The 26,468-nt window shown below is 36.1% G+C and carries 21 protein-coding genes; 16 read left to right on the plus strand and 5 right to left on the minus strand.

Annotated elements, in window-relative coordinates; translation table 11 throughout:
• Positions 1 to 620: 620 nt before the first annotated feature.
• From F6K06_RS26770 to F6K06_RS26785, 4 genes are all read right to left on the minus strand, one after another.
• Complete coding sequence (locus tag F6K06_RS26770; protein ID WP_287243626.1) at positions 621 to 1,145, minus strand: hypothetical protein; 525 nt, start codon at positions 1,143 to 1,145, stop codon at positions 621 to 623.
• Positions 1,146 to 1,438: 293 nt separating this feature from the next.
• Entirely contained in the window at positions 1,439 to 3,346 is a 1,908-nt protein-coding gene (locus F6K06_RS26775) for a GTPase family protein (RefSeq protein ID WP_124146453.1), read from the minus strand.
• A gap of 525 nt (positions 3,347 to 3,871) precedes the next feature.
• Positions 3,872 to 4,762, minus strand: coding sequence for an alpha/beta fold hydrolase (locus F6K06_RS26780; RefSeq protein ID WP_124146452.1), 891 nt, complete (start codon positions 4,760 to 4,762; stop codon positions 3,872 to 3,874).
• 239 nt (positions 4,763 to 5,001) lie between these two features.
• On the minus strand, positions 5,002 to 5,499 hold the full coding sequence (locus tag F6K06_RS26785) for a helix-turn-helix domain-containing protein (RefSeq protein WP_124146451.1): 498 nt from the start codon (positions 5,497 to 5,499) through the stop codon (positions 5,002 to 5,004).
• Positions 5,500 to 6,401: 902 nt separating this feature from the next.
• Between F6K06_RS26785 and F6K06_RS26790 the strand changes: the two genes are divergently transcribed.
• The 16 genes from F6K06_RS26790 to F6K06_RS26865 all read left to right on the plus strand — a co-directional run bounded on the left by F6K06_RS26790 (position 6,402) and on the right by F6K06_RS26865 (position 25,197).
• Positions 6,402 to 7,076, plus strand: a complete 675-nt coding sequence (locus tag F6K06_RS26790) for a hypothetical protein (RefSeq protein ID WP_124146450.1) — start codon at positions 6,402 to 6,404, stop codon at positions 7,074 to 7,076.
• Positions 7,073 to 8,008: a DUF1822 family protein gene (locus tag F6K06_RS26795; RefSeq protein WP_124146449.1), complete on the plus strand. Its 936-nt coding sequence runs from the start codon at positions 7,073 to 7,075 to the stop codon at positions 8,006 to 8,008. Before F6K06_RS26790 ends, F6K06_RS26795 begins: the two co-directional genes overlap by 4 nt.
• Positions 8,009 to 8,608: 600 nt before the next feature.
• The gene (locus tag F6K06_RS26800) at positions 8,609 to 11,182 is read left to right on the plus strand and encodes an ABC transporter substrate-binding protein (RefSeq protein ID WP_287243629.1); all 2,574 of its coding nucleotides are present in this window, start codon (positions 8,609 to 8,611) and stop codon (positions 11,180 to 11,182) included.
• Between the two features lie 436 nt (positions 11,183 to 11,618).
• Entirely contained in the window at positions 11,619 to 11,984 is a 366-nt protein-coding gene (locus F6K06_RS26805) for a hypothetical protein (RefSeq protein WP_124146447.1), read from the plus strand.
• A 391-nt stretch (positions 11,985 to 12,375) separates the two neighbouring features.
• A complete protein-coding gene (locus tag F6K06_RS26810) occupies positions 12,376 to 12,573 on the plus strand; it encodes a hypothetical protein (RefSeq protein ID WP_124146446.1) in 198 nt (65 codons plus the stop codon).
• Positions 12,574 to 13,453: 880 nt separating this feature from the next.
• Positions 13,454 to 13,612, plus strand: coding sequence for a hypothetical protein (locus tag F6K06_RS26815; protein WP_161564650.1), 159 nt, complete (start codon positions 13,454 to 13,456; stop codon positions 13,610 to 13,612).
• Positions 13,613 to 14,343: 731 nt separating this feature from the next.
• Entirely contained in the window at positions 14,344 to 14,919 is a 576-nt protein-coding gene (locus tag F6K06_RS26820) for a hypothetical protein (protein WP_287243631.1), read from the plus strand.
• 136 nt (positions 14,920 to 15,055) lie between these two features.
• Positions 15,056 to 16,621, plus strand: a complete 1,566-nt coding sequence (locus tag F6K06_RS26825) for a DUF1517 domain-containing protein (RefSeq protein ID WP_287323315.1) — start codon at positions 15,056 to 15,058, stop codon at positions 16,619 to 16,621.
• 149 nt (positions 16,622 to 16,770) lie between these two features.
• The gene (locus tag F6K06_RS26830; protein WP_124147785.1) at positions 16,771 to 17,814 is read left to right on the plus strand and encodes an alpha/beta hydrolase; all 1,044 of its coding nucleotides are present in this window, start codon (positions 16,771 to 16,773) and stop codon (positions 17,812 to 17,814) included.
• A 263-nt stretch (positions 17,815 to 18,077) separates the two neighbouring features.
• The gene (gene fni / locus F6K06_RS26835) at positions 18,078 to 19,115 is read left to right on the plus strand and encodes a type 2 isopentenyl-diphosphate Delta-isomerase (RefSeq protein WP_124147784.1); all 1,038 of its coding nucleotides are present in this window, start codon (positions 18,078 to 18,080) and stop codon (positions 19,113 to 19,115) included.
• Between the two features lie 396 nt (positions 19,116 to 19,511).
• Positions 19,512 to 19,643, plus strand: coding sequence for a hypothetical protein (locus F6K06_RS26840; protein ID WP_282433664.1), 132 nt, complete (start codon positions 19,512 to 19,514; stop codon positions 19,641 to 19,643).
• 185 nt (positions 19,644 to 19,828) lie between these two features.
• Entirely contained in the window at positions 19,829 to 21,655 is a 1,827-nt protein-coding gene (gene sppA, locus F6K06_RS26845; RefSeq protein WP_124147783.1) for a signal peptide peptidase SppA, read from the plus strand.
• Positions 21,656 to 21,989: 334 nt separating this feature from the next.
• On the plus strand, positions 21,990 to 22,460 hold the full coding sequence (locus tag F6K06_RS26850; protein ID WP_192901225.1) for a GNAT family N-acetyltransferase: 471 nt from the start codon (positions 21,990 to 21,992) through the stop codon (positions 22,458 to 22,460).
• A 219-nt stretch (positions 22,461 to 22,679) separates the two neighbouring features.
• The gene (locus tag F6K06_RS26855; RefSeq protein WP_124147781.1) at positions 22,680 to 22,922 is read left to right on the plus strand and encodes a TIGR02450 family Trp-rich protein; all 243 of its coding nucleotides are present in this window, start codon (positions 22,680 to 22,682) and stop codon (positions 22,920 to 22,922) included.
• A 401-nt stretch (positions 22,923 to 23,323) separates the two neighbouring features.
• On the plus strand, positions 23,324 to 23,938 hold the full coding sequence (locus F6K06_RS26860; RefSeq protein WP_124147780.1) for a hypothetical protein: 615 nt from the start codon (positions 23,324 to 23,326) through the stop codon (positions 23,936 to 23,938).
• Between the two features lie 218 nt (positions 23,939 to 24,156).
• Positions 24,157 to 25,197 carry a PIN domain-containing protein gene (locus tag F6K06_RS26865; RefSeq protein ID WP_124147779.1) on the plus strand — a complete coding sequence of 347 codons (1,041 nt, stop codon included), beginning with the start codon at positions 24,157 to 24,159 and terminating at the stop codon, positions 25,195 to 25,197.
• Between the two features lie 430 nt (positions 25,198 to 25,627).
• On the opposite strand, the gene F6K06_RS26870 is transcribed toward F6K06_RS26865, so the two are convergent.
• On the minus strand, positions 25,628 to 26,431 hold the full coding sequence (locus tag F6K06_RS26870) for an SDR family oxidoreductase (RefSeq protein WP_124147778.1): 804 nt from the start codon (positions 26,429 to 26,431) through the stop codon (positions 25,628 to 25,630).
• Between the last annotated feature and the right edge of the window lie 37 nt (positions 26,432 to 26,468).

Below are 26,468 nucleotides of genomic sequence, written 5' to 3' on the forward strand. Positions count from 1 at the left end.
GCAGCTATATCGCGAACCCACATCACTACTAAGAATAATTATTATTCTCATAAAAACCGTCAAATTTAGGCAGAGTGGATATCCTTTAAATCCTGATCATACAATAGTTTTGAAGGGCTTGTCACCCAGTGAGATCGCATCGCTAAAAATCATCAAATCCAGAAAGATTCAATCAGGAAATAAGAAAGTATACTGAATTATCATCCCCAGGCAAACCTCAAAAAAAATCCTAACTTTCCACAGTAGAAGTAATATAGCAGTTGTAGATGAGCAAGTAGCGATCGCCTCAAAAATAATCAAGGAAAAAATAGATTGAAGAGACAAGAAAAACAAGTCAAGATTTATTCTGTCTTTGACTCAAAAATTTCATCAAAAAAATCTCAAAAAATTGAAAATATGACTTGACATCAAATACTTGACAAGATATTATAAATATAATGGAAAAGGTGTGCTCATATATAGTAATAATTAAAAGAGTAAAAACTCCAGAAAAATAGGTTTTACTCTCAGCAACACCGAAAATATCATTAGGAGTAATTAAGAGAAATTGGTATCTCATCAGAAAATATCTAGAACGAGAAAAATCCGCTTTTATCCTCTCATAATTTACCTTTTAACCTTTAGTTTTTCCTGTATCTTCTATCATTAAACCCTAGTGTGATACAACCTAGCACAAGACTAGAAGCGAACCACCACCACAGTATAGGTCCTAGTGTCAATGGATTAAATTTAGCCTCAAAATCACCCAACCCCTCATTGAAAGGTTTTAATGGATCGAAAGGCACAGTAGAGTTCGTGATCAGTAAATTAGTCTCTGTAGGAGTTTTGCCCTGAAAAGTCATGAATTTGGAAACTGTAGTATCGGCATACACAGTAGAATCTTCCCAAAGTGTAGGTGTTTTTTCTTCTGTAATAGTTAAGTCTCCAGAATTACCAAACACATCATTGAAAGAATTAGAATTTACAGATAGATTATGCGATACACCATTAAAATCCCGGTCGAGAATGCTCCTTACATGAAAAGTATCTTCAGTATCAACTAAGGGTAAAAAAGCCATAGCAGAGTTAGTTAAAGCAAACAAAGAAATAGCACTTGTAGCTGTAGCAATTAGGAGACCCTGAAAAGATGAGTTGAAGTTTTTCATTTATATTACTGATGATAGATGTAGATTGAGTTTTTTGTTTATTCAGATATCTTAGTGATTCAACTTTACATCAGTAAAATTTAAGTTGCAAGTGTTTTAGGCCAACTTCATTAAATCTTCATAAATAAAGACTGATCTTTACTAAATCTTCAAGATACAAATTTCATAATTCTGTGGCGAATAAAGGCGACCGCTGTAATTAAATAACAGTTATAAAGACCTAAGCAAAATCAAGTAATTAATTTGATTCGCTAAAATTTTTACAACAATTGAATTAATTATCGCTATAATTTTTACCTTTGCTGAACATAACTATCAAACCTTTCCCGTAACTGTTCAACTGTCAAATTCTGCATCCAATATTCTACCAAAGCGTGACCAAATGCCCAAGCATTCCGGTCTGGTGAAGAAGGATTTTCTAATAACAAAGGCCAAAGTGCCAGTAAGTCAAAACTACCTAAATTTGCATCCCCACTAAAGAGGGAAAATAAATCGTAAGCCATTTGTAACTTACCAATAACCACAGGCAACTCTTCCACCGGAATTTTTTCTGCCAACAAATAAGCTAAAGTTGGCGAACCAGTTGTCAGAGTAGAAACAAACTGCAACACTGGACTCTTTAACAAAGCAGTTAACCCCTGAGTAGTCGCCATTTGAAAAGTGTAACGATCGATAATTTTAGCTGCTGCAACAGTACGAACCTCGCGATCGCGCAAAAACCGAGCCAGACGTATTTGTTTAGCAGGACCAATAGCTTCTAGCAAAGACATAGAAATAGCATCAACATTCCAAGCACCTCTGTTACTTTGAATATCCCCCGTAACCACAGGCAAAACTTGATTACAAAAATCCCCAAATATTTCTGCGCGATATTGAGTCGCCTCCCGAATAGACTTTTCCTTCGCACCTTTACCCCAAACCCAATCATAAGGAGGTTGCCATTCTCGGATAGGTCGCAAACGGTCAACTTGGGTAACAATCACAATAGCAGGCAAATCTGCAATTTCTATTTTTATGTCTTGGAGAAAGTCTACATCCATTTGTAGCGCCGGGTCGAGAGCAGGAGTAACCAGCAACAATAAATCAGCAGTTTCAGCATAGTCGAGTACAAGTTCCCGCAAGTCTGGGCGGTTTGCTTGTTCGTAACCTGGTGTATCCCACAAATTGAGAGTCTCTCCAGTTTGCTGCCATTGATAATTTTGAATTTTATCGGTACTCGGTAATACATCAACTTCAGCACAGTCAGCTTGAAACAGAGTATTAATCAAACTACTCTTTCCCGCTCCAGTGCGCCCCACCAACAAAATATTAACAGGTTTTTGCTCTACAGTTTCAGCGGGTTGAGCTTGTTCGAGAATTTGTTCGAGAGTTTTAGTTTCTGCCTTCGGGAGACTAGGACTGGGAATAACAGACTCAGAAAATTCTAGGTTTTTGCCTCCGTAGAGAGCGATCGCCTGCTGGCAAAGATTTCGCAATGCCACTTCCCGTAATATCTGACTGAAATTCATCAATAACTGTTGGTTTGCCTGGTCACTGTAACGCCGACTTGCTAGTTTAGCTGCTGCTGTTACTGGGTTAAAAAACCATTGTGCTAAACCCCAAGCTTGGAAAAGTTTCCGTGCTGAAGGTTCTAATTTGCGATAAATTTCATATCCCTGATACGCTTGACCGACAGTTATTTGATTCAAGGTTGGAGATAATTTTTGCATCCATCGATTCATATCATCAACTGTACCTCGAATTAGACCGTAAGCTTGGGGAATGTAGATATTGAGCAGAGGATATTTGCCCTCCGGATGGTAAGTATTAGCAACAGCAACTATTACTGCTTGACAACGTTGCCAAAATGTTTGCCAGTCTTCCCACAGAGGAAGGTCGTTGCGTGATGATTTCAGAATTTCTTGCAGAGCAGTTTCTACCTGGAGAGTTGCATCACTTTTTGTGGGTAGGGTTGTCGTGTCATCAGTAAATTCTATTTGTTTGTTAACTTTTGCCATTACCTCTTTCATTTGTGCAACTGCCGGTCGCGTCCATTTGACCAGTAACCAACGCCATCCCACAAAGAGGAGGATAAATACGCCCCATATCCAGTTTATTCCCCACTGGTTGATTTGCATTCCGGCAGATATCATCAGGAAAGCTACAACACTAACAAGGGGAAAAGCTAAAATTACTAATTGCCACAGTTTTAATCGTATCATTATATGTTATTTATTTGAGTTTATATATTCAAAAGTTTACCTTGAGTTTTTCCCTGTGGCAGTTTTATATAGAAATTCCCATGCTGGAGAGGTACAAAATTTTTGGTTCTAGGGAACAGGGAACAGGGAATAGAAGACAAAATTAAAAGAAGATAGCTTGGCATTGGCAAATCTCAGAATAGCTGTGGAATTAGACAAAAGTCTTACAGCGATTTTCATTTGGGTAAACTACAGTAGGGGCGATTCGCGTTTGCGGAGCATTCCGTAGGAAATCGCCCCTACACGATTTTTGCCTGTGAAGATGTGGTTCATCAATTTGAAAAGCGCTGTAAGGATTCGGCTAAGGAAGACTCTGATTTTAGTCATCTCTATTCAGATGAGCGATTTCAAGCCATTACTGCAACTGAACAGACTCAAGAATCAGTTCAATAATTGTTTTCTGAGTACCTGTACTGGGTGTGGTATTTAGATATAGCGCTATACAAATATGCTCAAGATGTTCTTCTGTTCCCTACTCCCTACTCCCTACTCCCTACTCCCTACTCCCTCAATAAAAAAATCAAGTAATGCCTGAGTTGTTTCCTCTGGAGCTTCCTCTGGCAAAAAGTGACCACATGGAAAAGCTTGACCGCGCACATCTATTGCTCTTTCTCGCCAAGTTTCCAGCACATCATAACATTTTTCCATCACCCCGCGCTTTCCCCACAACACAAGTAACGGACATTCTATTCTACTGTTAATATCTTCTGCATCATGTTCCAAATCAATACTAGCTGCGGCACGATAGTCTTCACAAGTTCCATGAATACTGGCAGGGTCGCTAAAACAACGAATGTATTCTGCTATAGCATTCTCGGTAAAAGCAGCTTGGTCATAACTCCACTGTTTTAGTTTGCTGACAAGATAAAATGCTGGGTCAGAACCGATCAGGCGTTCGGGAATATTGTAGGGTTCGAGCAGAAAAAACCAGTGAGAATAAGCAGTCGCCAGTTGTTGGTTGACAGTTTGAAAAATTTTCCTGGTTGGTACAATATCGAGAACTGCTGCTTTTTCCACACAGTGGGGGTGGTCGAGTAAAAGGCGATGGAGAACTCTACCTCCACGGTCGTGACCTGCTGCCAAGAATTTGGAGTAACCTAGAGCTGCCATAACTTCTACTTGGTCTTGGGCAGTCACTCGTTTGGAATAGGTGAGATGTTGAGGATCGGAGGGTGGTTTGTCACTCTCGCCATAACCGCGTAAGTCTGTGCAGATGACGGTGAAGTGTTGGGCAAGAGCGGGAGCGACTTTGTGCCACATAATATGAGTTTGAGGATAGCCATGTAATAGTAGTAGGGGATAACCTTTTCCACCTTTGACTAAATTAATGGTGGCATTGGAAGTGGGGATTTTGTGGTAGGTAAATTGTTCAAACATGAAAATTTATTTGAGTTATAGCGTTTCACGGAATTCAAAAGTCAAAAGTCATGCATTCAAAAGTTAGATTTTATCAGTTCAAAACTTTGATGCTACCGAAATTATTTAACATTTAAAGGAGAAAAGCGGTCGAGGGATGGTGAGGTCTTCTCGCCATATCAATGAGACCAAGAGAAAAGAAAAAATTTTCCTTAAGCGGTCAATCCTATCCGTTTTCAAGCAAAGGTAATAATTAATAATTAATAATTAATTGTTGAATCCCTTTCTATAGATTTTTGGAAACTTTCATCTACATCAGAGAATACTCTATGAGTAATTTGTACTTCTGGGTGAATTTCAATCCATAAATTTGTTTCCTCAGTATGATGAGAATTATGTTGAGAGGGTTGATAGATAATTTTGCAAGGTCCGAGAATATCAGCTTCATGGCATAAATGATGGCGATCGCCCTGCTGAATATTAATTGCTGGTAAACAAGTGCCGTTTTGATGATTAGCATTGATAACGGTAGGCAATATCTGAATAACTGTTTTGCTTGTACGTTGTCCTTTATTCCAAGTACCATCAGGACCACGCCTACCTGGAATAATTTCTGGTATCCCTTGACTATTAAGAGGAATTAGCCAAGATCGTCCTTTTTTATTAGCTCCCTTAATCCGACCTTCTTTCAGTAATACCCGCACCCTAGCAGTTGAGATCTTTAGGAGAAAAGCTGCTTCTGTTGTACCTACTACCATCTGAAAAAACCATTACGAAACACTTATATGATCAGTATAACGTATAGTAGGCAACAGGGAATAGGGAATAGGGAATAGAAGACAAATTTAGTAAGATAATTAATAAAGCTTTTATCGTCAACTAAAAGCAATAGCTGATAGCTGACGGCTTAATGCTTACCATTTCCCTTTTTTTCAAAATTTACAACATTTACAACTGATAACTGAAATAACCCCTTCTTTCTTATACCAATTCATTTTAAAGATGTCACAAATAGTTTTGCTCCTTTAAATGTTAAATAACTTCCGTAAATTACTGTAGCATCAAAGTTTTGAACCGATAAAATCTAACTTTTAACTTTTGACTTTTGACTTATAACTTATTTTCTTCTTTCTTATACCAATTAATTTTAAAGATGTCACAAATAGTTTTGCTCCTTTTAAATGTTAAATAACTTCCTTCAAGAATTGATAATGGATAATTGATAATTACCTCTCTCTCCCTAAAAGGAAGAGGATTGAATCAAAGGAAAATTTTTTCTTGTTTCTTCTTAAAAGGAGAGGATTTTTACCTTAATTATTCGGTAAATTACTGTAGCATCAAAGTTTTGCGCCGATAAAATTTAACTTTTAACTTTTGACTTTTGACTTTTGACTTTTGAGTTACTTCCCTCTTCCTTCTTCAATAATTTTTGAACAAATTGCATAAAAATCTTATCTAGGACAGATATATATATGGCAGTCGAAGGAAAGGTGTTTGACATATCAAAAGCTCAAAACTCAGATAACACAAGCTTTTTCCTTCTTCCTTCTTCTTTCTTCCTTCTTCCTTCTGCTATATATGGGGTCTAAGCCAAAATAGTTAGAACTTTGATAAGCTCGACTCATAATCTTCAACTTTATGTGATAGGAGAGCGATCGCTGTGGAGGACCAATTACAAAATCTAATTACCCAAATAAAGCAATATCAAAATCCGAGTCTAGAACGCCAGAAAGCTATTAATCGTCTATTGATATTAATTCAACAACTCCCTGGACTATATAGTTCGTCCCACCAGGATTATCTGGAGGCTTTTAATCGGACATTAGAATGGGTCTGCAAAAATATTCAAAATTTTGAATCTCGGCCTCCTTCCTGGGAAAGAAGTTTTGTTGTTTGGATTAATGGCTATTTGAAATGGCGTATCCAAGACTTATATACCCCAGATAATAGATATGAAAGTTTGGATAAACTTATTAGTAGTGAAGGAGAAAATTCAACAACTTTAGGAGAAATTTTACCAGCTAATAGTCTAAGTTTACTAGAACAGAAAATTGCTGAATTGCAAAAAGCAAAACGTCAAAGAAAAGGTGAGTATTTGAGGCAATATATTGAGACCGATCCAGAAGAAAAGCTCAGGTCATCTCATCCGAAAAAACATCCTGAATGTAATTGTCAAGTATTAGCAATTCAGTTGAATTTTACAGAACCACCAAAAAAAATAGCCGATATTTCCAGAAGTATAAATATCAGTAACCAAACTGTTTATTCCCACTGGAAGCGCAGATGTATTCCATTATTAAGAGAAATCGCTAATCAATTTGGAGAAGAATTATGAGTATGACTTTTTCACAAGCATTAAAAGTTTTTGTGACTGCAGAAGCTCATCGTTATGCAGAGCAATTTGCAGCAGAACAAGCAACTCCTGAAAAAGGAAAACAAGTTTACCTAAATACTCTTGCTGTTGTGGCAGTTCAAAGTTATTTAAAGTGTTTAGGTATTCAGACCGCGATTCATCAAGGTGATTGTTGGCATCCTGGTTCAAGAGCAATATTTAATGTGGCTGATTTAGTTTTACCAAATATTGGCAAAGTGGAATGTCGTCCGGTATTTCCTGGTGAAAAAGAATTATTTTTGCCTCCAGAAGTTATTGACAACCGCATGGGTTATATAGCGGTTCAATTTGAGGAGGATTTAAACCAAGTACAAATATTAGGATTTGTTTCTGTGAGAAATATTGATGGGTTTCAAGATTCTATTCCCCTCACACAAATAGAATCTTTGGATGCTTTAATTGACGAAATTGATTGGTGTCAAAAATGGGTTAATTTAGGTCGGTGGTTTGAAGGTTTTTTTCCGGCAGAATGGCAAAGTTTACAGTCACTATCTACATCTACAAGAAGTTTAAGAGTTTCAAGGGATAGTATTTCTCAATCTCCAACGGATGATTTAAGTATTAGTTGTGGGAAAATTATTAATTGGGGTAGTGGAGTAAATGAACAAGCTACAGAATTAGCGGTAAAACTAACGGATAAGTTTGAGGAGGAAATAGATATTTGTGTGCGACTTTCTACTACGAATAAAATTCCATTTTTACCTGCTGGTTTACGAGTGCAAATATTGGATGAATCTGGTAATTCTTGCATGGAAACTGAAGCTAGGGAAGCAGATGATTGGATACAATTAGAGTTTGGTTGTAAACCTCAAGAACAATTTACTGTAGAAATGAGTTTAAATGAGCAAATAATTAGGGAAAATTTTGTAGTTTAAGGGTAATTATTTCGTGCGGAATGCTGCGCAAACAGCTATTAGCTATCAGCTCTCAAATCTCATAATAAGATTTTAATTAATATAGACTTTCAAAGCAGTTTTGATAGTAAAATTTAATTCTGACTCAATTAGTAAAGCTTTTATCTAATATCATGTTCCCCCTCCGGGGGAAGCTACGCTAACGGTTGAATACTTATAAATAACTGTTGTGAGTCATCAGGAGTCAGGAGGGAAGAAAGGAGGAATGCTTATGAAATATGTTCATTAATGGATAATGGATAATGAATAATTGATAATTACCTCTGGTTAAAACCGTTGCGGAATTGAATATAAGGAAATATTATTTCTTTTTTCCCCTTAAAAGGGGAGGCTTTAAACCAGAATTATTTAATTATTAATTATTAATTATTCGGTAAAATAGTATGGATAATTTCAGTATTTATTTGGTACTGTCAGCCCTTAAATTTTATTTATAACTGACCCGTCCGTTAGCGTATCTCCCCCGGAGGGGAAACATGATATAAAACTAAAAAAAAAGTAATAGCTGATGGCTGATAGCTGATGGCTGAATGCTTAAATTTAAGATGACCGGAGATAAATATGGAAGCTATTAAAATTATTAAGATTAAACTTATAGATAGTGGTGAAAATGGGTTTCATGTGATTTTAAATTCAATCGGTGCTAATTTTGAGCCTATTGATGGTTTTTTACCATGTCTACCTGCGGAATTAGAAAAATCGTTTAATCAATGGCAGTCAGCTTATTCTCAGTTAGAAGATGTAAGAAAAGTAGCAACTCGGATTAGTCCACAATCAGTAGTTAATTATTCTAGTAATGAGGAAAAAGAACAAGTTAAAATAAGTCTTAATCAATGGTTAGATAGTGGTGAGAGTAGTTGGCAACCTGTACGGGATGAATTAATTTCTGTGTTAAGTTCTCTAGGAAATTCTGATTCAGAAATTCGTCTATTTTTGGATATTCAAAATCCTAATTTATGTCGCATTCCTTGGCAAGAATGGAATTTATTTCAATCTCGTTTTCCTCAAACAGAAATTGCTATCCGAGTTAGAGGTCAAGGAAGATTTAGACGGCCTCGTAAATCTTCAAAAGTAAGAATTATTGCCATAGTTGGTAAGAGTGATGGTATTAATACACAGTTGGATTTAGAAGTAATTCAAAAGTTAAAAGAAAAGGGTGCAGAGGTAAGATTTTTAAATCAACCAACACAGGAGATTTTATCTGATACTTTGCGGGAGGAACCTGGTTATCATATATTGATTTTTGCCGGGCATAGTTGTAGTAAAGAAGATGGTTCAATTGGTTGGATTTATTTGAACGAACGGGATAAATTAAGTATTAAAGAATTTAAAAATTCTTTGAGATATGCAATAGATAATGGGTTGCAGTTGGCAATATTTAATTCCTGTGATGGTTTGGGTTTAGCAAATCAGTTAGCGAAGCTTGGTTTATCACGAATTATTGTCATGCGAGAACCTGTTCCTGACCTGGTGGCAGTGAAGTTTTTAGAGTATTTTTTCGCAGAATTTGCGAATAATCAATCTCTGTTTAAATCTATGAGAATAGCTCGAGAAAGATTAGAACATTTTGAATCTGAATATCCAGGGGCAATGTGGTTACCTACTCTTTGTATTCAAGAAACAGCTTTGTCTCATCCTTTGAGTTGGCAGCAGTTAATTTCTTCCAATTTATGGCAGAAAGTTATCAATAAATTTAAGCTGCCTTTAGGACTAACGACAGGAATTTTATTGGTAATTTTGGGGATAAATTTAGTTAAAAATCAATTCACTGAAACTAAGGTTATCGGGATACAACCAGCAATTTTACAAAATATTAGTCAGGGGGAAAAGTTGTTAATTTCTTCCGAGAAAAATCCGGCAAAAGAAGAAGGAATTGAAAAATTTTATAATGGTAACTTTGCTCAGGCGATCGCTCAATTTCGCCAGTCTCTCCAAGTCAAGAAAAATGACCCGGAAACTTTGATTTATTTGAATAATGCAATTGCTCAACAAAAATCTGATACTAATATTGGGCAAAAGATAGAAATAGCAGTTAGCGTTCCTATTAGTCAGGAATCAGATATTTCCCAGGAAATTTTGCGAGGAGTTGCTCAAGCTCAAAGCGAATTTAATTGTGGTTTACCGGAAATTTCTCTGGCTATTAAAGATACTGAAAATCAACTAAATTGCTCTGGTAGTTTCAATGGTAAATTTTTAAAAGTTACTATTGCTGATGATGAATATCTGCCAGAAACTGCCGAAAAAATTGCTCAAACCTTAGTAGCAAAGGAAGAAATTATTGCCGTTATTGGTCACTCTTCTAGTGATATGACTTTACAAGCAGGAGAGATTTATAACAAAGCAGAATTAGTAGTAATTTCTCCTACTAGCACTTCTATTCTTTTGAAAAATTTCGGTAAATTTGTCTTGAGAGTTGCACCAAACGATCATCTAGCAGCTCAAACTCTATGGAATTATTTGGAACGACAAAATTGGGCAGATAAAAAAATAGCAGTTGCCTATATACCTGGTAATATTTATAGTCAGTCTTTAACTAAAGAATTTAATAAATTACTGCCAGAAAAATTCGTATATAAGTGCAATATTTCGTCCGGGAATTTTAGTGCCAGTGACTGTGTAGAAGAAGCACAAAATCGAGGAGCAGAAATAATGTTTTTAGTTCCAGCTACAGACAGAACTTTGAGTAATGTTATCGGCATCATTAATAATGCTAAAGGATTGAAATTATTGGGTGGAGATTCTATTTATAATCCCAGGGTATTAAAAGATGCAGGTCAACAAGCAGACCGAGCAAATTTAACTCTTGCTATTCCTTGGCATCGTCACCCTAACTCCCAATTTAGTCAAACAGCTCAAAAGTTTTGGAATGCGGAAATTAATTGGCGTACTGCTAAATCTTATGATGCGACTAAAACTATTATTAAAGCTGTAGATGAAATGATGGGTAATTATTCTCGTAAACAGTTACAAAGAATCTTATCTAATCCCAATTTTTCCCTAGAAGGAGTAACAGGAAAAATTAGATTTAGCGAGTCAGGCGATCGCCAGTTTATCGAGAAAGATAAACCAGTATTAGTTCAGGTAAAACCTAATGTTAAATCTGGAAAATATGAATTTGTAATTCTGGAGCAATAAATTACTATTTTAATTTATTTACTTAGGATAAAATGGGTGTATCTTGTATATGTAAAAATACTTTTTTCCTATATATTCCCTGTTGCCTTCTGGAGCTGTTGTCTGTTGCCTAAAGTGGAGATAAGGAGTAACAGGAAAAATTAGATTTAGCGAGTCAGGCGATCGCCAGTTTATCGAGAAAGATAAACCAGTATTAGTTCAGGTAAAACTTCATGGTAAATCTGGAAAATATGAATTTGTAATTCTGGAGCAATAAATTACTATTTTAATTTATTTACTTAGGATAAAATGGGTGTATCTTGTATATGTAAAAATACTTTTTCCCTATATATTCCCTGTTGCCTGTTGCTTAAAAGCGATAAATTTTTGGCTTTATTCAAAATTGAGATGCACCCAAAATTTTGGCTTTATTCAAAATTGATATTTACCCGATAAAATGACTCAACAAAATATTTGGTATAAATTTATTCAGCGAGCAAAACTACCCTTAGAATTGACAGGATTATCCATTGCAGCTATTCTACTGCTCAAAGATGTAGACCAATTAATTAAAACCATAATTCCAGAGATTCCAAAAATTAATAGTAGCATTGGCGAAAAAACCATGTTTCCTTCTGGGAAAATATCCTCAGAAAAAAAATTAGGAATGGAAGACTTCAACAACAAAAGATTTAGTAGTTCTATTGCCCAAATCAAAGAATTAATTCTAGAAAGTCGCACAGATAGCGATGGAGATAAATCCTATAGATTAGAGTTAGTATACCAGCAGAAAATCGAAATCATCAGTTGGAAATCACTTTAATAAGAGATTCTGAAATTGAAAAAGTTAAAAAATTAGCTAATGTTGTGGCTGATTTTCTCGAGATACCCTATCAAGAACTGTCAAATAAGTGATCATTTTTTTTGAATGCTTTGGGTGAGTTTAGTAGAATGGAAATGTCTATACATCTAAAATGTTGAGTTTTGTAAACGATACTAGTAATATCTGTAAAATTGCCATGTTTTGTTGATGAATAATATAGTCAGGTGCTTTAATTTCTTACGATTTATTCCTAGCTAGATCGAATTTTGCATAAATTTCCAGAAATTAGCTGATTACTAAGTATAAAGATAAATAGACACTTAATATATGACGTCAATTATGAGGGTGCCTATAGAAAATTACATCAATCTCAAATAGGTGAAATATGATCATGAAAATAGGCGAAATTCTCATCCGCAGACAATTAATTTCTGAAGATCAATTAAATCAAGTAATAGATATTCAGAGTTCATGTGATCAAAAAATTGGTGAGCTTTTATTATTTCAAGGTTGGATTCGAGAAGATGACTTAGAATCAGCTTTAAGAGAACAATATTGGCGAGAAAATGGTTATTGGATCATTGATTAAGTATAGAAGAAGGAAGAAAGCATTTAGTTCTCTAAAAATCCAGCGTTTTCTGAATTTTAAACTTTTGATATGTCCGTCCCCTTTCCTTCAACTGTGATATACATAGGACTTACGCACCTGCAACGTATTTCCGTCCGAATCGACCGACAACGACGAAGCAATCTCAAATCCTAATTTTTCCTACCTTATGCGTAATATCAAGTCCGGTTAAATACTTGTCATTGCGACTGTAGAGGAGTAATCGCCAAGATTACGGAGATTGCTTTCCGTTTCGGAATGCTCCGCAAACATTCCGAAGAATGAGGCATTATTATCTGTGGAGGATTTGCAAAGATAACTATTAGAAGTTAAGAGTAAGCAAAGGTCAAATTCTGATATTACTCAACAGCACTTAGAACAATTAGCTGCGAGTTTAGAACGAAATATTCAGTTAGCAAAAGCTGGAAAAGATACTCGACAAGCAAAAATTCTTAGTCTGTATACAATGGTTCAAGATTCGGCAGGATTATTGTAAGAACTAGAGAATAAATTGCGGAATGCTAATTTGAATGAGTTGGCATAAATTCAATAATTATACAGTTTAAGTGACGAGTTAAATAGCTATCAAAATAATATGAAAATATTTCTTTGATAAGAAGGAAGAAAGAAGAAGGAATAAGGAAGAAGGAAAAGTATTACATTGCCTAAGTTTTAGAGCTTCTATATCTGCCCTGACCTTTGCTTCTACTGCTGTACTTAGTTACTAATCTTTCACAGTTGAAAAAATGCTACCACATGAATACTCTAAGTAGATTTATTTAATTGTATTTCTGAAAATAATTAAGTTTGCATAAATCATTAAATTCTTTCTGATATATTTATAAGTACCAGAAAGAAAATTATGGACAATAAACTTGATTCTCTTTTGTTGGTAGTACTTTTCATAACAACTATGACTTTTTTACGAGAGGATAAAAGACTAATAAATCAGTTAAATGATAGTTTTTCTGAAGCTGAAATAGCTATTATTCAACAACAAAAAAATCATCAAGAGAACTAACAACCACCTGTTCCAGATAAAAATGCTGGCAGTCGTTAAAATTAATCTCATAATATTGGTGGTTTATTCTCATCTGCATATCTTAAATATCACTGAGAAATACATTATATTAACACGGCTAAAAGATGTTAATTTCAGGCGGATTTGATATAACTTTACGATCGCTAATCAAGTGAACCTGATATTGGTGGTTTATTCTCATCTGCATATCTTAAATATCACTGAGAAATACATTATATTAACACGGCTAAAAGATGTTAATTTCAGATCGTTTTGAACTGAATATTATAAATTTAGCAGCAAAAACAAGTTGTTATTTGACATAGAGTAATGATGAATCAAATTACAAGGGAATGTTTTTCCCACTATTCTCTCTCTTGGTGCGCGTTCCCTCACAGGAGTCAGCATTCCGCAAGCGAGCTGTCGTCGTCGCGGGGTCTGACCGCTTGCATCTGTCGCCAACGCGGGGTCGCACCGCTATTTCCTGCTATGTATTTAAACAACTTAGTCCATTTCGTAAATTTCAGTATATTTAACTAGCTATCAGCTTTTTGAGCTTGGATTAAAATCCCCTTCTAAACTTTAGAAAAATAATCTTGCTGAGTGCTGAGTGCTGAGTGCTAACCGCTTTTTTAATGTAGAATATTTTTTTTCAATAGCCTAAAATAGAATTACAGACAAAAAAATAAATCTCATATAAATATACATTGCGTTAAGGATACTTAGGGAAAATGTTTTTTCTAGGAATTGGATTCTTAATTCTAGGTCTAATATTAGCAATAGTAAGCGGAATATGGGGCTTAGTTCAAGCTTTTAGTGAAGGCACATTATGGGGTGTTGCTTATTTATTTATTCCTTTTGCTTTTGTCATTTTTTATCTAACAAATTGGAGTCAGAGAAAAATCAGAAAAAATTTTATCTTGATGATAATTGGTTTGATTTTGTCTCTTGTAGGGAGTGGAGCATTAGGAAATCATATAACTAATAATTTTGTGGTTAATTCTGCCAATATTCCCGAAAATCCAACTATTACTACTAACTCCGAAAATACTGCAAAAAATATAGAAACAACCGAAGTTATTTCAGACCCATTTATAGAGGGAATAAATCTAGCAACAAAAGCAGCCGAACTTGCTCAAATAGCTAATACTCAAACACAGTGGAATGAAGTAGCGATAACTTGGCATCAAGCTTTAGTTTTAATGAAAGAAGTTCCTGAATATCACACTAAATATGAGGTTGCCCAAAACAGAATTGATTTATATCGAAATAATCGAGAAATTGCTAAGAAAAAGGCTAGCTATTAACGAAGTCAGAAGTCAAAACTCAGAAGTTAGAAGTTATTTTTGGAGGGTTGTTCAAAATCCCCATTATAAAAATATTTCACCTTCAAAGGAAGAATTTTAGACTCAATTACTTTGATAAATTAGGAAAAATCAGGAAATGCGTAAATCTAAATTAATCTTAGCAACAATTGTCTCATTATTTTTGGTTAATGAAGTTAGTATTAATCCCCATAGTAATGACATCAGCGAATTAATTAATACAGATACCTCCATTGCTTACGCAGGAAGAAGAGGAGGAAGTTCGAGTAGAAGTAGTTCTGGAAGTTCAAGTAGAAGTAGTTCTGGAAGTTCGAGTAGAAGTAGAAGTAGTTCCCCCAGTCGCAGTAAACCTGTCCGTTCCCAGTCTCAACCTCGTAACTCAAAACCCAAACCTACCATAAATAATATAGTTAAACCGACCAATAACAATCGCCCCACAACAAAACCAGTCCCCACTTCCGGTAGTAATTCTCAGCGCAGTGGTTCATTTTCTCAACCTAGCAACAATACCAAACCAAACAATAATACTCGCCCCACAACAAAACCAGTTCCCACTTCCGGTAGTAACTCTCAGCGCAGTGGTTCATTTTCTCAACCTAGCAACAATACCAAACCAAACAATAATACTCGCCCCACTACCAATAACACCAACACTGGTGGACGGACTCGCAGTGGATCGTTTGCTCCAACTACAAAAAAACGTTACTCTGTGGAACCTGCTACCGGACGACGTTATTATACCCGTCCAGGAACTCAAGAACGTTATTATCAGGAAGCAGGTACAGGGAGATTTTATTATGTACAACCAGCAACCCAACGACGTTACTACATGAATATTGATAATGGGCAACGTTATTTTATTGATAGCAGCACTAGACGATATTATTACGAGCAACCTGGTACAAATCGATTTTATTATGTGCATCCAACTACTAGAGTCCGTTACTATTACCAACCTACTGTCCACGAACGAGTTGTTTACAGCTACTACGATGGACCCGCAACAGTTTTACCAATGTTTCTCACTATACTTTTAATTGGAATTTTGCTGGTATGTATTTTTTATGTTTTAATTATGGCGATCGCTCCTGCTTTTGACGGTCGTCGAGAAGTATTGGTAGCTGAGGAAGATGAATATATAGAAGTTATTGAGGAGTCACCAGGATATGTGGAAGTTATTGAGGAAACATTGCCAGTTGCAACTATACCAGAAGATTTGGTTAATGATATTGTAACTGTGAGTAAGTTACAGGTAACAATGGTTGCACCAGCAAATAATATTCAATCTAACTTAGCAAAAATGAGTGAGGAGATCGATATTGATACCCCAGAAGGTAGAGTAGAGTTATTATTGATGTCGGCGATCGTCCTGCTGCAAACGAAGGAATATTGGACTGATGTTGTTGCTAGTTCGGAAACCGTGGAGAGTAGACAGGAAGCTGAAAGAATTTTTGAGCAGTTATCTTTTGCTGAGAGGTGTAAGTTTGAGGTTAATACTGTTGATGATAATGTGCAACTAGATCGTCATATTATTGTGACTTTGTTGTTGGGAACGGAGGATGATTATCCTTTATTTGCTGAAGTTAATAATAGAGAAAGTTTCAAGCAAACTTTGAAAGAGTTAGGCAAAGTTACCCCTGATTATTTATTAGTATTTGAGTTACTTTGGACTCCAACAGCTTAACGAAGTCAGAAGTTAGAAGTTGTTTTTTAAACGGGGATTTGATATTATTCTGGTTTTTTGACAAACTCTAGACAGATTGCTATGTTAGAGAAAATACTCTTTAATTTAAGGTGTATTTTTATATTATTTCTCGTGAGAAAATACAACAGATGGCTATTGTTTTTGGGAGGTTGACTCATCGCCTCAGATTTTTGTTACTGTTGCTGACATTATTAATTACAAGTTGTCAGCAAAAACCGATGGAAGTTAAGGTTTTACAAAATCTTGTTTATGGAAATTATAATTATCAAAATCAGGAAAAAGCACTACTTTTAGATTTATATTTACCAGAAACAAAACCAGAGAAACCTTTACCTCTGTTAATCTACATTCATGGTGGTGGTTGGTTACAAGGAACTAAAGAATATTGCCCTGGAAAAATTGTGGTACAGAGAAATTATGCCATGGCTTGTATTAGCTATAGATTTAGTAATGAAGCACTATTTCCTGCCCAAATTCAGGATGTTAAAACAGCAGTTCGTTGGCTGCGAAAAAATGCAGATAAGTACGATCTAGACCCTAAAAATGTTGGTGCTTGGGGACCTTCTTCTGGGGGACATTTAAGTGCTTTATTAGGAACATCAGCAGGAGTAAAAGAATTGGAAGGAACAAATAATCCAGAAATATCTAGTGCCGTACAAGCAGTTTGTGCATGGTATCCACTTACAGACTTTACGAAAGTACCTCCCGCTTTTGAAGAATCTATTACTCCTGCTGTTGAGGAAAAGTATAAAGATAAAGAATGGTATATTTATACTTTAGTAACTCATAAGTTATTAGGAGGACCTGTCTCGCAAAAATTAGAATTAGCAGCATTTACTAACCCCATTAATTATATTGATGCTCAAGATCCACCTTTTCTAATTATGCACGGAGAAAAAGATAATGTTGTACCAATGAGTCAAAGTGTTTTATTAGCAGATGCTCTATCAGAAAAAGGCGTAGAAGTTCAGTTAGAAAAAAAACCTGATTGGGGACATTATCATGGTAGAGGTGAAGCTTTTGACCCCGCTTTAATAGATATGGCAATGGATTTTTTTGATAAACATTTGGGCGTTGGTAAATTAGGGTATGATATTAATCTTAATTACTTAGGAGTCAGGAGTCAGGAGTCAGGAGTCAGGAGAGAAGAAAGAAGAAGAAATAAGGAATAGAAGGAGAAAGTTTTTTGTTTCCTGGCGCACAACGCACGTTAACGCGGAGTGCGGAACGGTGTTCTATCCCGCTCTTATCCGGACATGATATCATACATGTTTTCACTAATGCCAACATTTGAAATAACACATAATATCATCTTCGGATAATCAGTTATAAAAAACTTCTGGCCTTGAACCAATATTCCCTACTGCCTACTGCCTACTGCCTACTGCCTTCCTTCCTCCAAAGTGTAAGTATTCAACCGAACATGATATAACTGATGAATTCAAACTCCCAAACTCAAAACCGCAAAGCAGACCATCTCAGAATTTGTCTGGAATCAGATGTCCAATTTCATAACATTACTAATGGTTTAGACCGCTACCGTTTTACCCATTGTTGTTTACCAGAACTAAATCGCAACGAAATAACTACAAACACTACTTTTCTGGGAAAACAATTAGGTGCGCCATTGTTGATATCTTCGATGACAGGTGGCACTGAACAAGCAAAAATGATTAATTATCGGTTAGCCAAAGTTGCTCAAAAATATAAAATAGCAATGGGAGTGGGTTCACAACGAGTGGCGGTGGAAAATTCTCAAGTGGCCGATACTTTTGCTGTGCGATCGCTCGCTCCGGATATTCTCCTATTTGCTAATCTAGGGGCAGTTCAACTAAATTATGATTATGGCATAGAGCAGTGCCAACAAGCGATCGACATCTTAGAAGCAGATGCTCTGATTCTTCATCTTAATCCTTTGCAAGAGTGTATTCAAACTGAAGGCGATACAAATTTCCGTGGATTATTTGACAAAATATCAAAATTATGCTACTCATTGCCAGTACCAGTCATTGCCAAAGAGGTAGGTAATGGCATTTCCGGAACAATGGCTCAAAAATTAATAGATGCTGGAGTAGCAGCAATTGACGTAGCTGGGGCAGGAGGAACTTCTTGGGCAAAAATTGAAGGGGAACGAGCAACAGATATACGTCAGCGCAGGTTAGGAGAAACTTTTGGCAACTGGGGTATACCAACAGCAAAATGTATTACTGACATCCGCGCCTTCAACTCAGACATTCCGCTCATTGCTTCTGGAGGTTTGCGCAATGGGGTAGATGTGGCAAAAGCGATCGCTCTCGGTGCAGACCTCAGTGGGCTAGCTTGGCCATTCCTTCAAGCTGCGGCTGAATCAGAAGAATCTCTCAATATATTAGTAGATATTTTAATAGCAGAAATTACAACAGTCCTCTTTTGCACGGGTAATGCTAATTTATCTGAACTGAAAAAATCTGGCAGTCTAGAAAAGAGGGAGTAGGGAGTAGGGAGTAGTAGTCCAGTAGGGTGCGTTAATCAAATGTAACGCACCATCTAGATTTTAATTTTCGGTGTGTTTCGCTGATGATTTCATATAGAATCCGGTTATACAGTATATGTTTATAATCAGGACTTACGCAGAGACTCTACATATAGCGAGGGCGCCATTCGGAGCTTTGCGTTAGCAAATACCATTTGCTTCGCATAACTATCGTTAACGCCCCTACAAATGGTGCTTTAAAAGTCAATTTGCGTAAGTCCTGATAATTCTATCCACACTTCAATCTCCCCATCTCCCCATCTCCCCATCTCCCCCAACTATATAATAAGTATTCAACCGGATTTGATTTCACAGGAAGACCGAGGACTGAGTCAGTAGGTAGAAAGGAATTTTCCAATGACTTTAGAGTCAGAAATAGGTATAATTTCCACTATTGTTTTGGGTGAAAATTTACCACTAATTGAATTTCATACATTAAATCAGCAACGCCTGAACCTAAAACCTACCACCCAGATGAAAACGCTATAATAACCAACAGGACTTACGCATGAGGTACGAAAAACTAGGATTTGAGATTGCTTTCTGTTCCGGACTGCTCCGCAAACCCTGTCGGTCGCTTCGGACGAAAATTAAGTTGTACTGCGTAAGTCCTAATTTATTTGACTAAAACCTACCACCTACCACCAAAAACCCAAAACCAACCACCTGAAAACATGAAAGACTTCTTCAAATATACTTTTGCCAGCCTGATTGGCAGTTTACTAGGAATTGCTCTAATTGTCGGCTTAGGATTTGGCGGACTAATATTTCTTGTTGGTTCCATCGCGAGTAAGGCCAAAGACATCGGCCCACAAGTTAAAGATAAATCGGTCTTAGTTTTCGACCTCGCTACGAATATTACAGACACCAGACCCATCTCCACTACCGGGGAAGCACTTCAAGAAGCTCTCTCTGGGGACCAACCTGCAACTATTACTCTCCGAAAAGCAATTAATGCTCTTGATACTGCTGCCCAAGATGAAAAAATCATCGGTCTTTACATTAAAGGTAGCAGTACACCAGGAAGAACAGGACTGGCAAATCTACAAGAAATACGTCAGGCACTTCAACGGTTCCGGGAAACAGGTAAAAAAATCATTGCCTACGATGTAGACTGGACAGAGCGAGAATATTATTTAGGTTCGGTAGCAGATGAAATTGTGATTAACCCTCTCGGTGCTATAGAATTCAATGGCTTAAGTTCACAGACTATGTTCTTAAGTGGGGCGTTTGATAAATTTGGTATTGGAGTCCAAGTAACGAGGGTGGGTAAATATAAGTCTGCGGTTGAACCTTTTATCCGAGAAACAATGAGTCCAGAAAACAGAGAGCAAAATCTCCAATTGTTACGGGATATTTGGGGTAAATACCTGCAAACAATAGCCCCCAGTCGGGGGTTAACAATACAGCAGTTACAGGCGATCGCTAATGAGCAGGGAATTTTGATGGCGGATGCTGCGGAAGATAGTAAATTAGTAGACCGAGTTGACTACTATGATGAAGTGCTAAGTGAACTCAAAGTGCTAACTGGCAAAGAAGAGGATGACAAAACTTTTACACAAATTAGTCTCAACAACTATACCAGAGTACCAAAAGTTGCAGAAGTTGCCAGTGGAGATGTTAAAAGCAAAAACAAAATTGCTGTAGTTTACGCTGAGGGAGAAATAGTTAATGGTACGGGTACTCCTAGGCAAATAGGAGGCGATCGCCTAGCAAAAGAATTGCGACGACTGCGATTTGATGACAAAGTTAAAGCTGTAGTTTTGCGAGTGAATAGTCCTGGTGGAAGTGCTTCAGCATCGGAAGTTATTGGTCGAGAAGTCAAACTGACAAGGGAGCAAAAACCTATAATTGTATCTATGGGTAATATAGCTGCTTCTGGTGGATATTGGATTTCCATGAATGCAGACAAAATATTCGCTGAACCTACTACTATTACAGGTTCAATTGGAGTTTTTGGTGTTTTGTTCAATATTCAAGATCTAGGCAATGAAAATGGCATTACTTGGGATACAGTGAAAATTGGTCAATTTGCCGATCTGAATAATAATTCTCGTCCTAAAACGGAGGAGGAGTTAGCGTTAATTCAAAATATGGTGGATTCAATTTATGAGCGTTTTATTACAAATGTAGCAACTGCTCGTAATTTACCAAAGGAGAAAGTAGCTGAAATTGCTCAAGGTAGAGTTTGGTCTGGTGTTAATGCTCAAGAATTAGGTTTGGTAGATGAGATTACTGGAATAGAGGGTGCGATTAAGTTTGCGGCAGAAAAAGCGGAATTGGGGGATAGTTGGAAAGTTGAAGAATATCCTAAGTCTCGTAGTTTGGAGCAAAGAATTTTCCGCAGTCTTTCTGGTGCGGAAGCTGAAATATCTACTTCTCCGGTAGACCCACTGACGGCAGAATTTCAAAAGTTGCAGCAGGAGTTAGCTAGTTTGAGAGCTATGAATGACCCTTATGGAATTTATACTCGTTTGCCTTTTAATCTTAGAATTGATTGAAGAGGGAACAGGGAACAGGGAACAGGGAACAGGGAACCCACCCCTCGCCCCTCCCCCTCCCAGGAGGGGAGTAATTGATAATTTATGGATAATAATTGATTTTCTTTTTGATTTTTGGAGATGTCTATTTGGTAAGTAGCACAATTTTTATATTGCTTTTAAGTTTTAATTTTTAATTTTTTATTTATAAAGGAGATACTTTAAACCTTAATTATTCGGTAACTATGGCAAGTGATAACTGAAATAACTATCCCCATCCAATTTTTCCAACAAGGTTAGTCCTAAATCTTTTTTTCCTTCTTCCTTCTTCCTTCTTCCTTCTTTTTGAATTTCAATGCTAGAAAATCTTAATATCAGAACAGCAAATCTATCAGAAAATTATATAATTGCCGAGCATTTTTATAAAATGTGGCAAGATATGGGCGTACCTACTGATTCTATTGAATCTAACTGGTTAGAAATTACAAAAGAGCATATTGATAATGCTAGAAAAGAACTATCTTATGAAAGTTTTATTGCTGAAGTAAATAATACAATAGTTGGTTCAATTAGCTGTCAAATATTTGCTGGTTTGTATCCAAATATTCTCAAGCCGGAATATCGAAAATATGGTTATATTTGGGGTGTTTATGTTGAAGCAAATTATCGCCGTCAAGGAATTGCTAAAAAATTGACTGGAGAAGCGATCGCTTATCTTAAATCTATTAATTGTACTAAAGCTATTCTTCATGCTTCGTCTCAAGGTAAACCTCTATATTCTCATCTTGGCTTTGATCAAAATAATGAAATGCGCTTAGACTTATAGCAGTTGAAGGAAAGGTTAGGAGAAATTAAAAGCTTACAGCAATTTTTATTTCAGTAGACCACAGTAGAGGCGAATGGCCATTTCCCCTTAAACGATTTTTGTTATGATGATGTGGTTCATCAATCTGAAAAGCGCTGTCAAACTAAGAAATTTAAGATTTTTCCTTCTTCCTTCTTCCTTCTTCCTTCTTCCTTCTTCCTTCTTCCTTCTTCAATAAAAATGTCAAAAAAACAAAAGTTTCCTTATCTTGTTGGTTCAAAATGGACAGCCAATCAAAAAACCTGGGGATGGCGACATTTCCAAGTAGTAAATCGTAAAAATCAAGGTCAATGGGTATTTGCTGAAATGGTAGCTTCCTGTGACTCTAGTGTGAGATTTTGGTTAAATGCTAAACAACTAAAAGACCGTTCTCTTTGGAAACCTGGATGGCAATCAACACAAGAATTAGAAGCTATTGAATAGTCATTTCAGTTATCCGTTATCAGTTATCAGTTATTAGTTATTAGTTATTAATACCTCTGCAATAAGGAGGCTTTAAATCTTGAAAATTATCTTTTTTTATCCTATTAAAAAGCTCTGCTTTATCAACATATTTATTAACATAAAACGTAGACATTATATACAAGTTATGTTCAAGTCTTTAAAAGGTTTTTGTCAGATAAAAAGTGTATTAAAAAGTACATTTTTTTTGATAAATTAAGTAGTTTTTCCTATCTACTATGATTCTTTCTCCTTTATCCCCTGCTCCCCTGCTCCCCTTCCCCTCCTGGGAGGGGTTAGGGGTGGGTCCCACAAGGTCTTCAGGAGTTCCTTATAAGTGATCGTTAAAAGAGGAGGCACATACCCACAATTTTTCGGTAAAAATGAATTACGCACATCTTAAAAAAGCAATTCAATTGTTAACAAATGCTACCCAAAAATTAGAATATATTGTCAGTGAAAAATCGACAAATCAAGCTAATTATCAAACAGTTGAATTTGCTCAAGAAACTATCAAAAAAGCTATGGCAGAAATCTCTGCTGCCATTAATCCTCCGATAATAAATCATATTCCAGATGAATTTTTAGCTAAAGCAAAAAGTTTAGGTATTCCCTTAGATGATATTGAGGTTATAGTCGCTATTTATGAACATCATCCTAGTCAGTTATTAGGTGTATTAGTAGAAATTGAAAATAGAGCTGAAAATATAAAACGTAGGCGAGAATATTTTCTCCTACGATTACCAGAAATGCCAATAGAAAAATTAGGTTCTCGGCTACCAGTTATCAAAGCTAGCGATCTGAATTGGCCGGAAGAAGCGATTTCTCAAGAATATCGAGAGGCAATTAAAGCTAAATACAAAATTGATCGACTGATGAAAAAACGACCTTATTCTAGAGCTACAATTTTTGAAAAAATTAAACAGGCAGAGGCAATTTTTGCCGAGTCTCAAGTACGGGAAAATGAGTCTGATTTTGATGAAGAAATTCCGTTTTAATTTTTATATGCTCCCATAAAAAAGGTAATTTCAATGAATTTAAACAGTTAAAATACTTCATTAAAAGAGTTAACTAAAAGTTCTTAATCATTACAGACTATTAGACAATTGCTAAAAATTGACATTGATAATAAGCTCTGGGGAGAATATCTTCAAAAGCATCAAGCATAGTCATATAAATCAGTACAAATAACAAGTTAATTACACATTTTATAAGAATGGAAGAGAATTCAAAAAAACTCTGTGTGGTAATTGATACTAATACATGGATACAAGATTCTAATATTTTACTAAAAACGCCTTTAGGAGGAGCATTACTTTATTGTCTCAAACAAAATAATGGCTATCTTGGATTACCAGAAGTTATAGAAAATGAAGTCTTAAAACATACAATTAAAGATGGATGTAAAGCTGTTGAACAAATTAACTCTAATTTAAAAAAAATTGAAATTATCATGGGAAAACGCTCTAATTACCAAGTACCAGACGAAAGTAAAATTAAAGATGCTATAGAAAGCAGAATGAAAGAAATTGAGCCGTGGATTAAAAGAGTACCGTTTACTTTTGAACAGGCTAAGTCAGCACTTCAGCGGGTAGATGAAAGAACACCACCTAATGGAAAAAATCAACAATTTAAAGATTCTGCTATTTGGGAAGCAATTCTTTCTCTACTAAAAGAAAATTACGAAGTTCATTTTGTAACTCAAGATAAAGGTTTTTTTGAGAATAGAAATGAAAACTATAGTCGTCTTGCTAAGAATCTCTATGAAGAGTGCAAAACTTTAGGTCAAGAAGTGTTTATATATAAAGATTTAAAATCATGTTTAGATCGGCTTAAATCTAATGTACCAGAATTGGATAAAACAAATATTATTCTGGGAATAGATAAAGAAAGAATTCCTCGCTTGGATCGAGAGATAGGTTTTGAAATAGTAGAATTATCTCAAGATTTATCTTCATTTTCAGCATTTATTACAGAGGCTACAAAGAAACTAGCTATAGAGTTTGAGCTAAAGTATCATTTATCAGATTTTAAAAGTACAAAAGAAAACGAAAGACAGAATTATATATTGACAGTTGAAGGAGAATGTATGTATGACTATACTGATAAAAATTTTAGCGAGATTCGTATTAGAAGAGAAACAGTGAATTGGTCAGAAGTTGATGGTACACCAGGTAGAAGGAGTAATGTTTATGTTGATTGCTTGATAGGTGGAATAAATGAGGAAGTTAAATATAAAATTAGGGAACCACTTTAAGCAATAAATTATACCATTTTGAAAAAAGAATGTTACGAATAGTTTGGTCAACAAAAATGGTTAAAGTCAGATATATATTTAGCAGAATAGAATTATTTCAGGGTCAAAAATGATAATAACAGCTCTTTCTACTGACTACTGACTATTGACTACTAGAAACAGTTCCAGGATTTGTAGCAAACATTTATCAAATTGGTATTAAACTGAGAATAAAGGTTGAAAACACAAATTTTTCGACGATAAAAGTTAACTAAAGTAGTAATATCATGTCCGGATAATTAGTGATAAAAAAACTTTCTCCTTTTCCTCCTCTTTATTCTTTCTTCCCTCCTGACTCCTGACTTCCCCTCCTGGGAGGGGGAGGGGCGAGGGGTGGGTTGACTCCTGAGGACTCTATCATTTATTTATAACTGTTTAACCAGACATGATATTAAACCTTAATATCCCACAAGCTTTCCTGATACTTCTTAACATCCTCAATAAAACGCGGAGGATAAACATTGCGAAATTTATGATGGTCTTGAGGAATAGTCTCGATCATGAAGTCAATCATTCCTTGAGGGTCGAGTTGCAAATCTTCCCCCGCAAATAGTTGCTGTGTATCGCGAACTGGCTTCTCTGAGGTGAAGTTTCGTTCGGGGTCGTACCACTGGTCGAGGGTGTCGTACATACGATCATTAAAGCCAGTACGAAATGGACCGGGGTTAATAGTTGCAATCTGTACTCCAGTACCTTCCATTTCCTCACGCATCAACTGCACAATTGCTTCGAGGGCGTGTTTGGATGCGCAATAGGGTGCGAGAAATGGGAAGGTGGAAAACCCTGCAATCGAAGAAGTAAAGATAATTTTTCCCTTGCCTTTTTTGACAAAATGACGAGCGAAGGGCTGAATAAATTCTAGCGTGCAGAATACATTCACCTCAAATACGCGACGTACTCGATCGACAGGAATTTCAGCGATTGGACCCGTTTCACCAGTAGCTGCGTTGGGAGCTAAAATGTCGATATCGTCGGCATATTTCTCAAACACAAATTCGCGTTCCTCTTTATTCAGCAGATCCATCTTAGCGACTTCAATTTCCACACCTTCTTGTTCTGCTGCTGCTTTGAGTTCAGTGACTTGAGGCCAGTTTTCACAGGTAGCAATTACCTTATGACCTTTTTTTGCCAACCCCAGCACCGTACCTTTACCGAATCCCGAACCTGCACCCGTCATTAAAATTGTCTTACTCATGAGAAATCTCCTTTCTTGGAAAAAATACTTTGATTTA

Origin of the sequence: Okeania sp. SIO1H4 (assembly GCF_010672695.1) — a bacterium.
Lineage (GTDB): Bacteria > Cyanobacteriota > Cyanobacteriia > Cyanobacteriales > Microcoleaceae > Okeania > Okeania hirsuta.

Bases quoted from the DNA above. Each gene is read 5' to 3' on its own strand.
- F6K06_RS26770 (WP_287243626.1), bottom strand. From the start codon at position 1,145: ATGAAAAACTTCAACTCATCTTTTCAGGGTCTCCTAATTGCTACAGCT.
- F6K06_RS26775 (WP_124146453.1), bottom strand. From the start codon at position 3,346: ATGATACGATTAAAACTGTGGCAATTAGTAATTTTAGCTTTTCCCCTT.
- F6K06_RS26780 (WP_124146452.1), bottom strand. From the start codon at position 4,762: ATGTTTGAACAATTTACCTACCACAAAATCCCCACTTCCAATGCCACC.
- F6K06_RS26785 (WP_124146451.1), bottom strand. From the start codon at position 5,499: ATGGTAGTAGGTACAACAGAAGCAGCTTTTCTCCTAAAGATCTCAACT.
- F6K06_RS26795 (WP_124146449.1), top strand. From the start codon at position 7,073: ATGAGTATGACTTTTTCACAAGCATTAAAAGTTTTTGTGACTGCAGAA.
- F6K06_RS26800 (WP_287243629.1), top strand. From the start codon at position 8,609: ATGGAAGCTATTAAAATTATTAAGATTAAACTTATAGATAGTGGTGAA.
- F6K06_RS26805 (WP_124146447.1), top strand. From the start codon at position 11,619: ATGACTCAACAAAATATTTGGTATAAATTTATTCAGCGAGCAAAACTA.
- F6K06_RS26810 (WP_124146446.1), top strand. From the start codon at position 12,376: ATGAAAATAGGCGAAATTCTCATCCGCAGACAATTAATTTCTGAAGAT.
- F6K06_RS26815 (WP_161564650.1), top strand. From the start codon at position 13,454: ATGGACAATAAACTTGATTCTCTTTTGTTGGTAGTACTTTTCATAACA.
- F6K06_RS26820 (WP_287243631.1), top strand. From the start codon at position 14,344: ATGTTTTTTCTAGGAATTGGATTCTTAATTCTAGGTCTAATATTAGCA.
- F6K06_RS26825 (WP_287323315.1), top strand. From the start codon at position 15,056: ATGCGTAAATCTAAATTAATCTTAGCAACAATTGTCTCATTATTTTTG.
- F6K06_RS26830 (WP_124147785.1), top strand. From the start codon at position 16,771: ATGGCTATTGTTTTTGGGAGGTTGACTCATCGCCTCAGATTTTTGTTA.
- fni (WP_124147784.1), top strand. From the start codon at position 18,078: ATGAATTCAAACTCCCAAACTCAAAACCGCAAAGCAGACCATCTCAGA.
- F6K06_RS26840 (WP_282433664.1), top strand. From the start codon at position 19,512: ATGACTTTAGAGTCAGAAATAGGTATAATTTCCACTATTGTTTTGGGT.
- sppA (WP_124147783.1), top strand. From the start codon at position 19,829: ATGAAAGACTTCTTCAAATATACTTTTGCCAGCCTGATTGGCAGTTTA.
- F6K06_RS26850 (WP_192901225.1), top strand. From the start codon at position 21,990: ATGCTAGAAAATCTTAATATCAGAACAGCAAATCTATCAGAAAATTAT.
- F6K06_RS26855 (WP_124147781.1), top strand. From the start codon at position 22,680: ATGTCAAAAAAACAAAAGTTTCCTTATCTTGTTGGTTCAAAATGGACA.
- F6K06_RS26860 (WP_124147780.1), top strand. From the start codon at position 23,324: ATGAATTACGCACATCTTAAAAAAGCAATTCAATTGTTAACAAATGCT.
- F6K06_RS26865 (WP_124147779.1), top strand. From the start codon at position 24,157: ATGGAAGAGAATTCAAAAAAACTCTGTGTGGTAATTGATACTAATACA.
- F6K06_RS26870 (WP_124147778.1), bottom strand. From the start codon at position 26,431: ATGAGTAAGACAATTTTAATGACGGGTGCAGGTTCGGGATTCGGTAAA.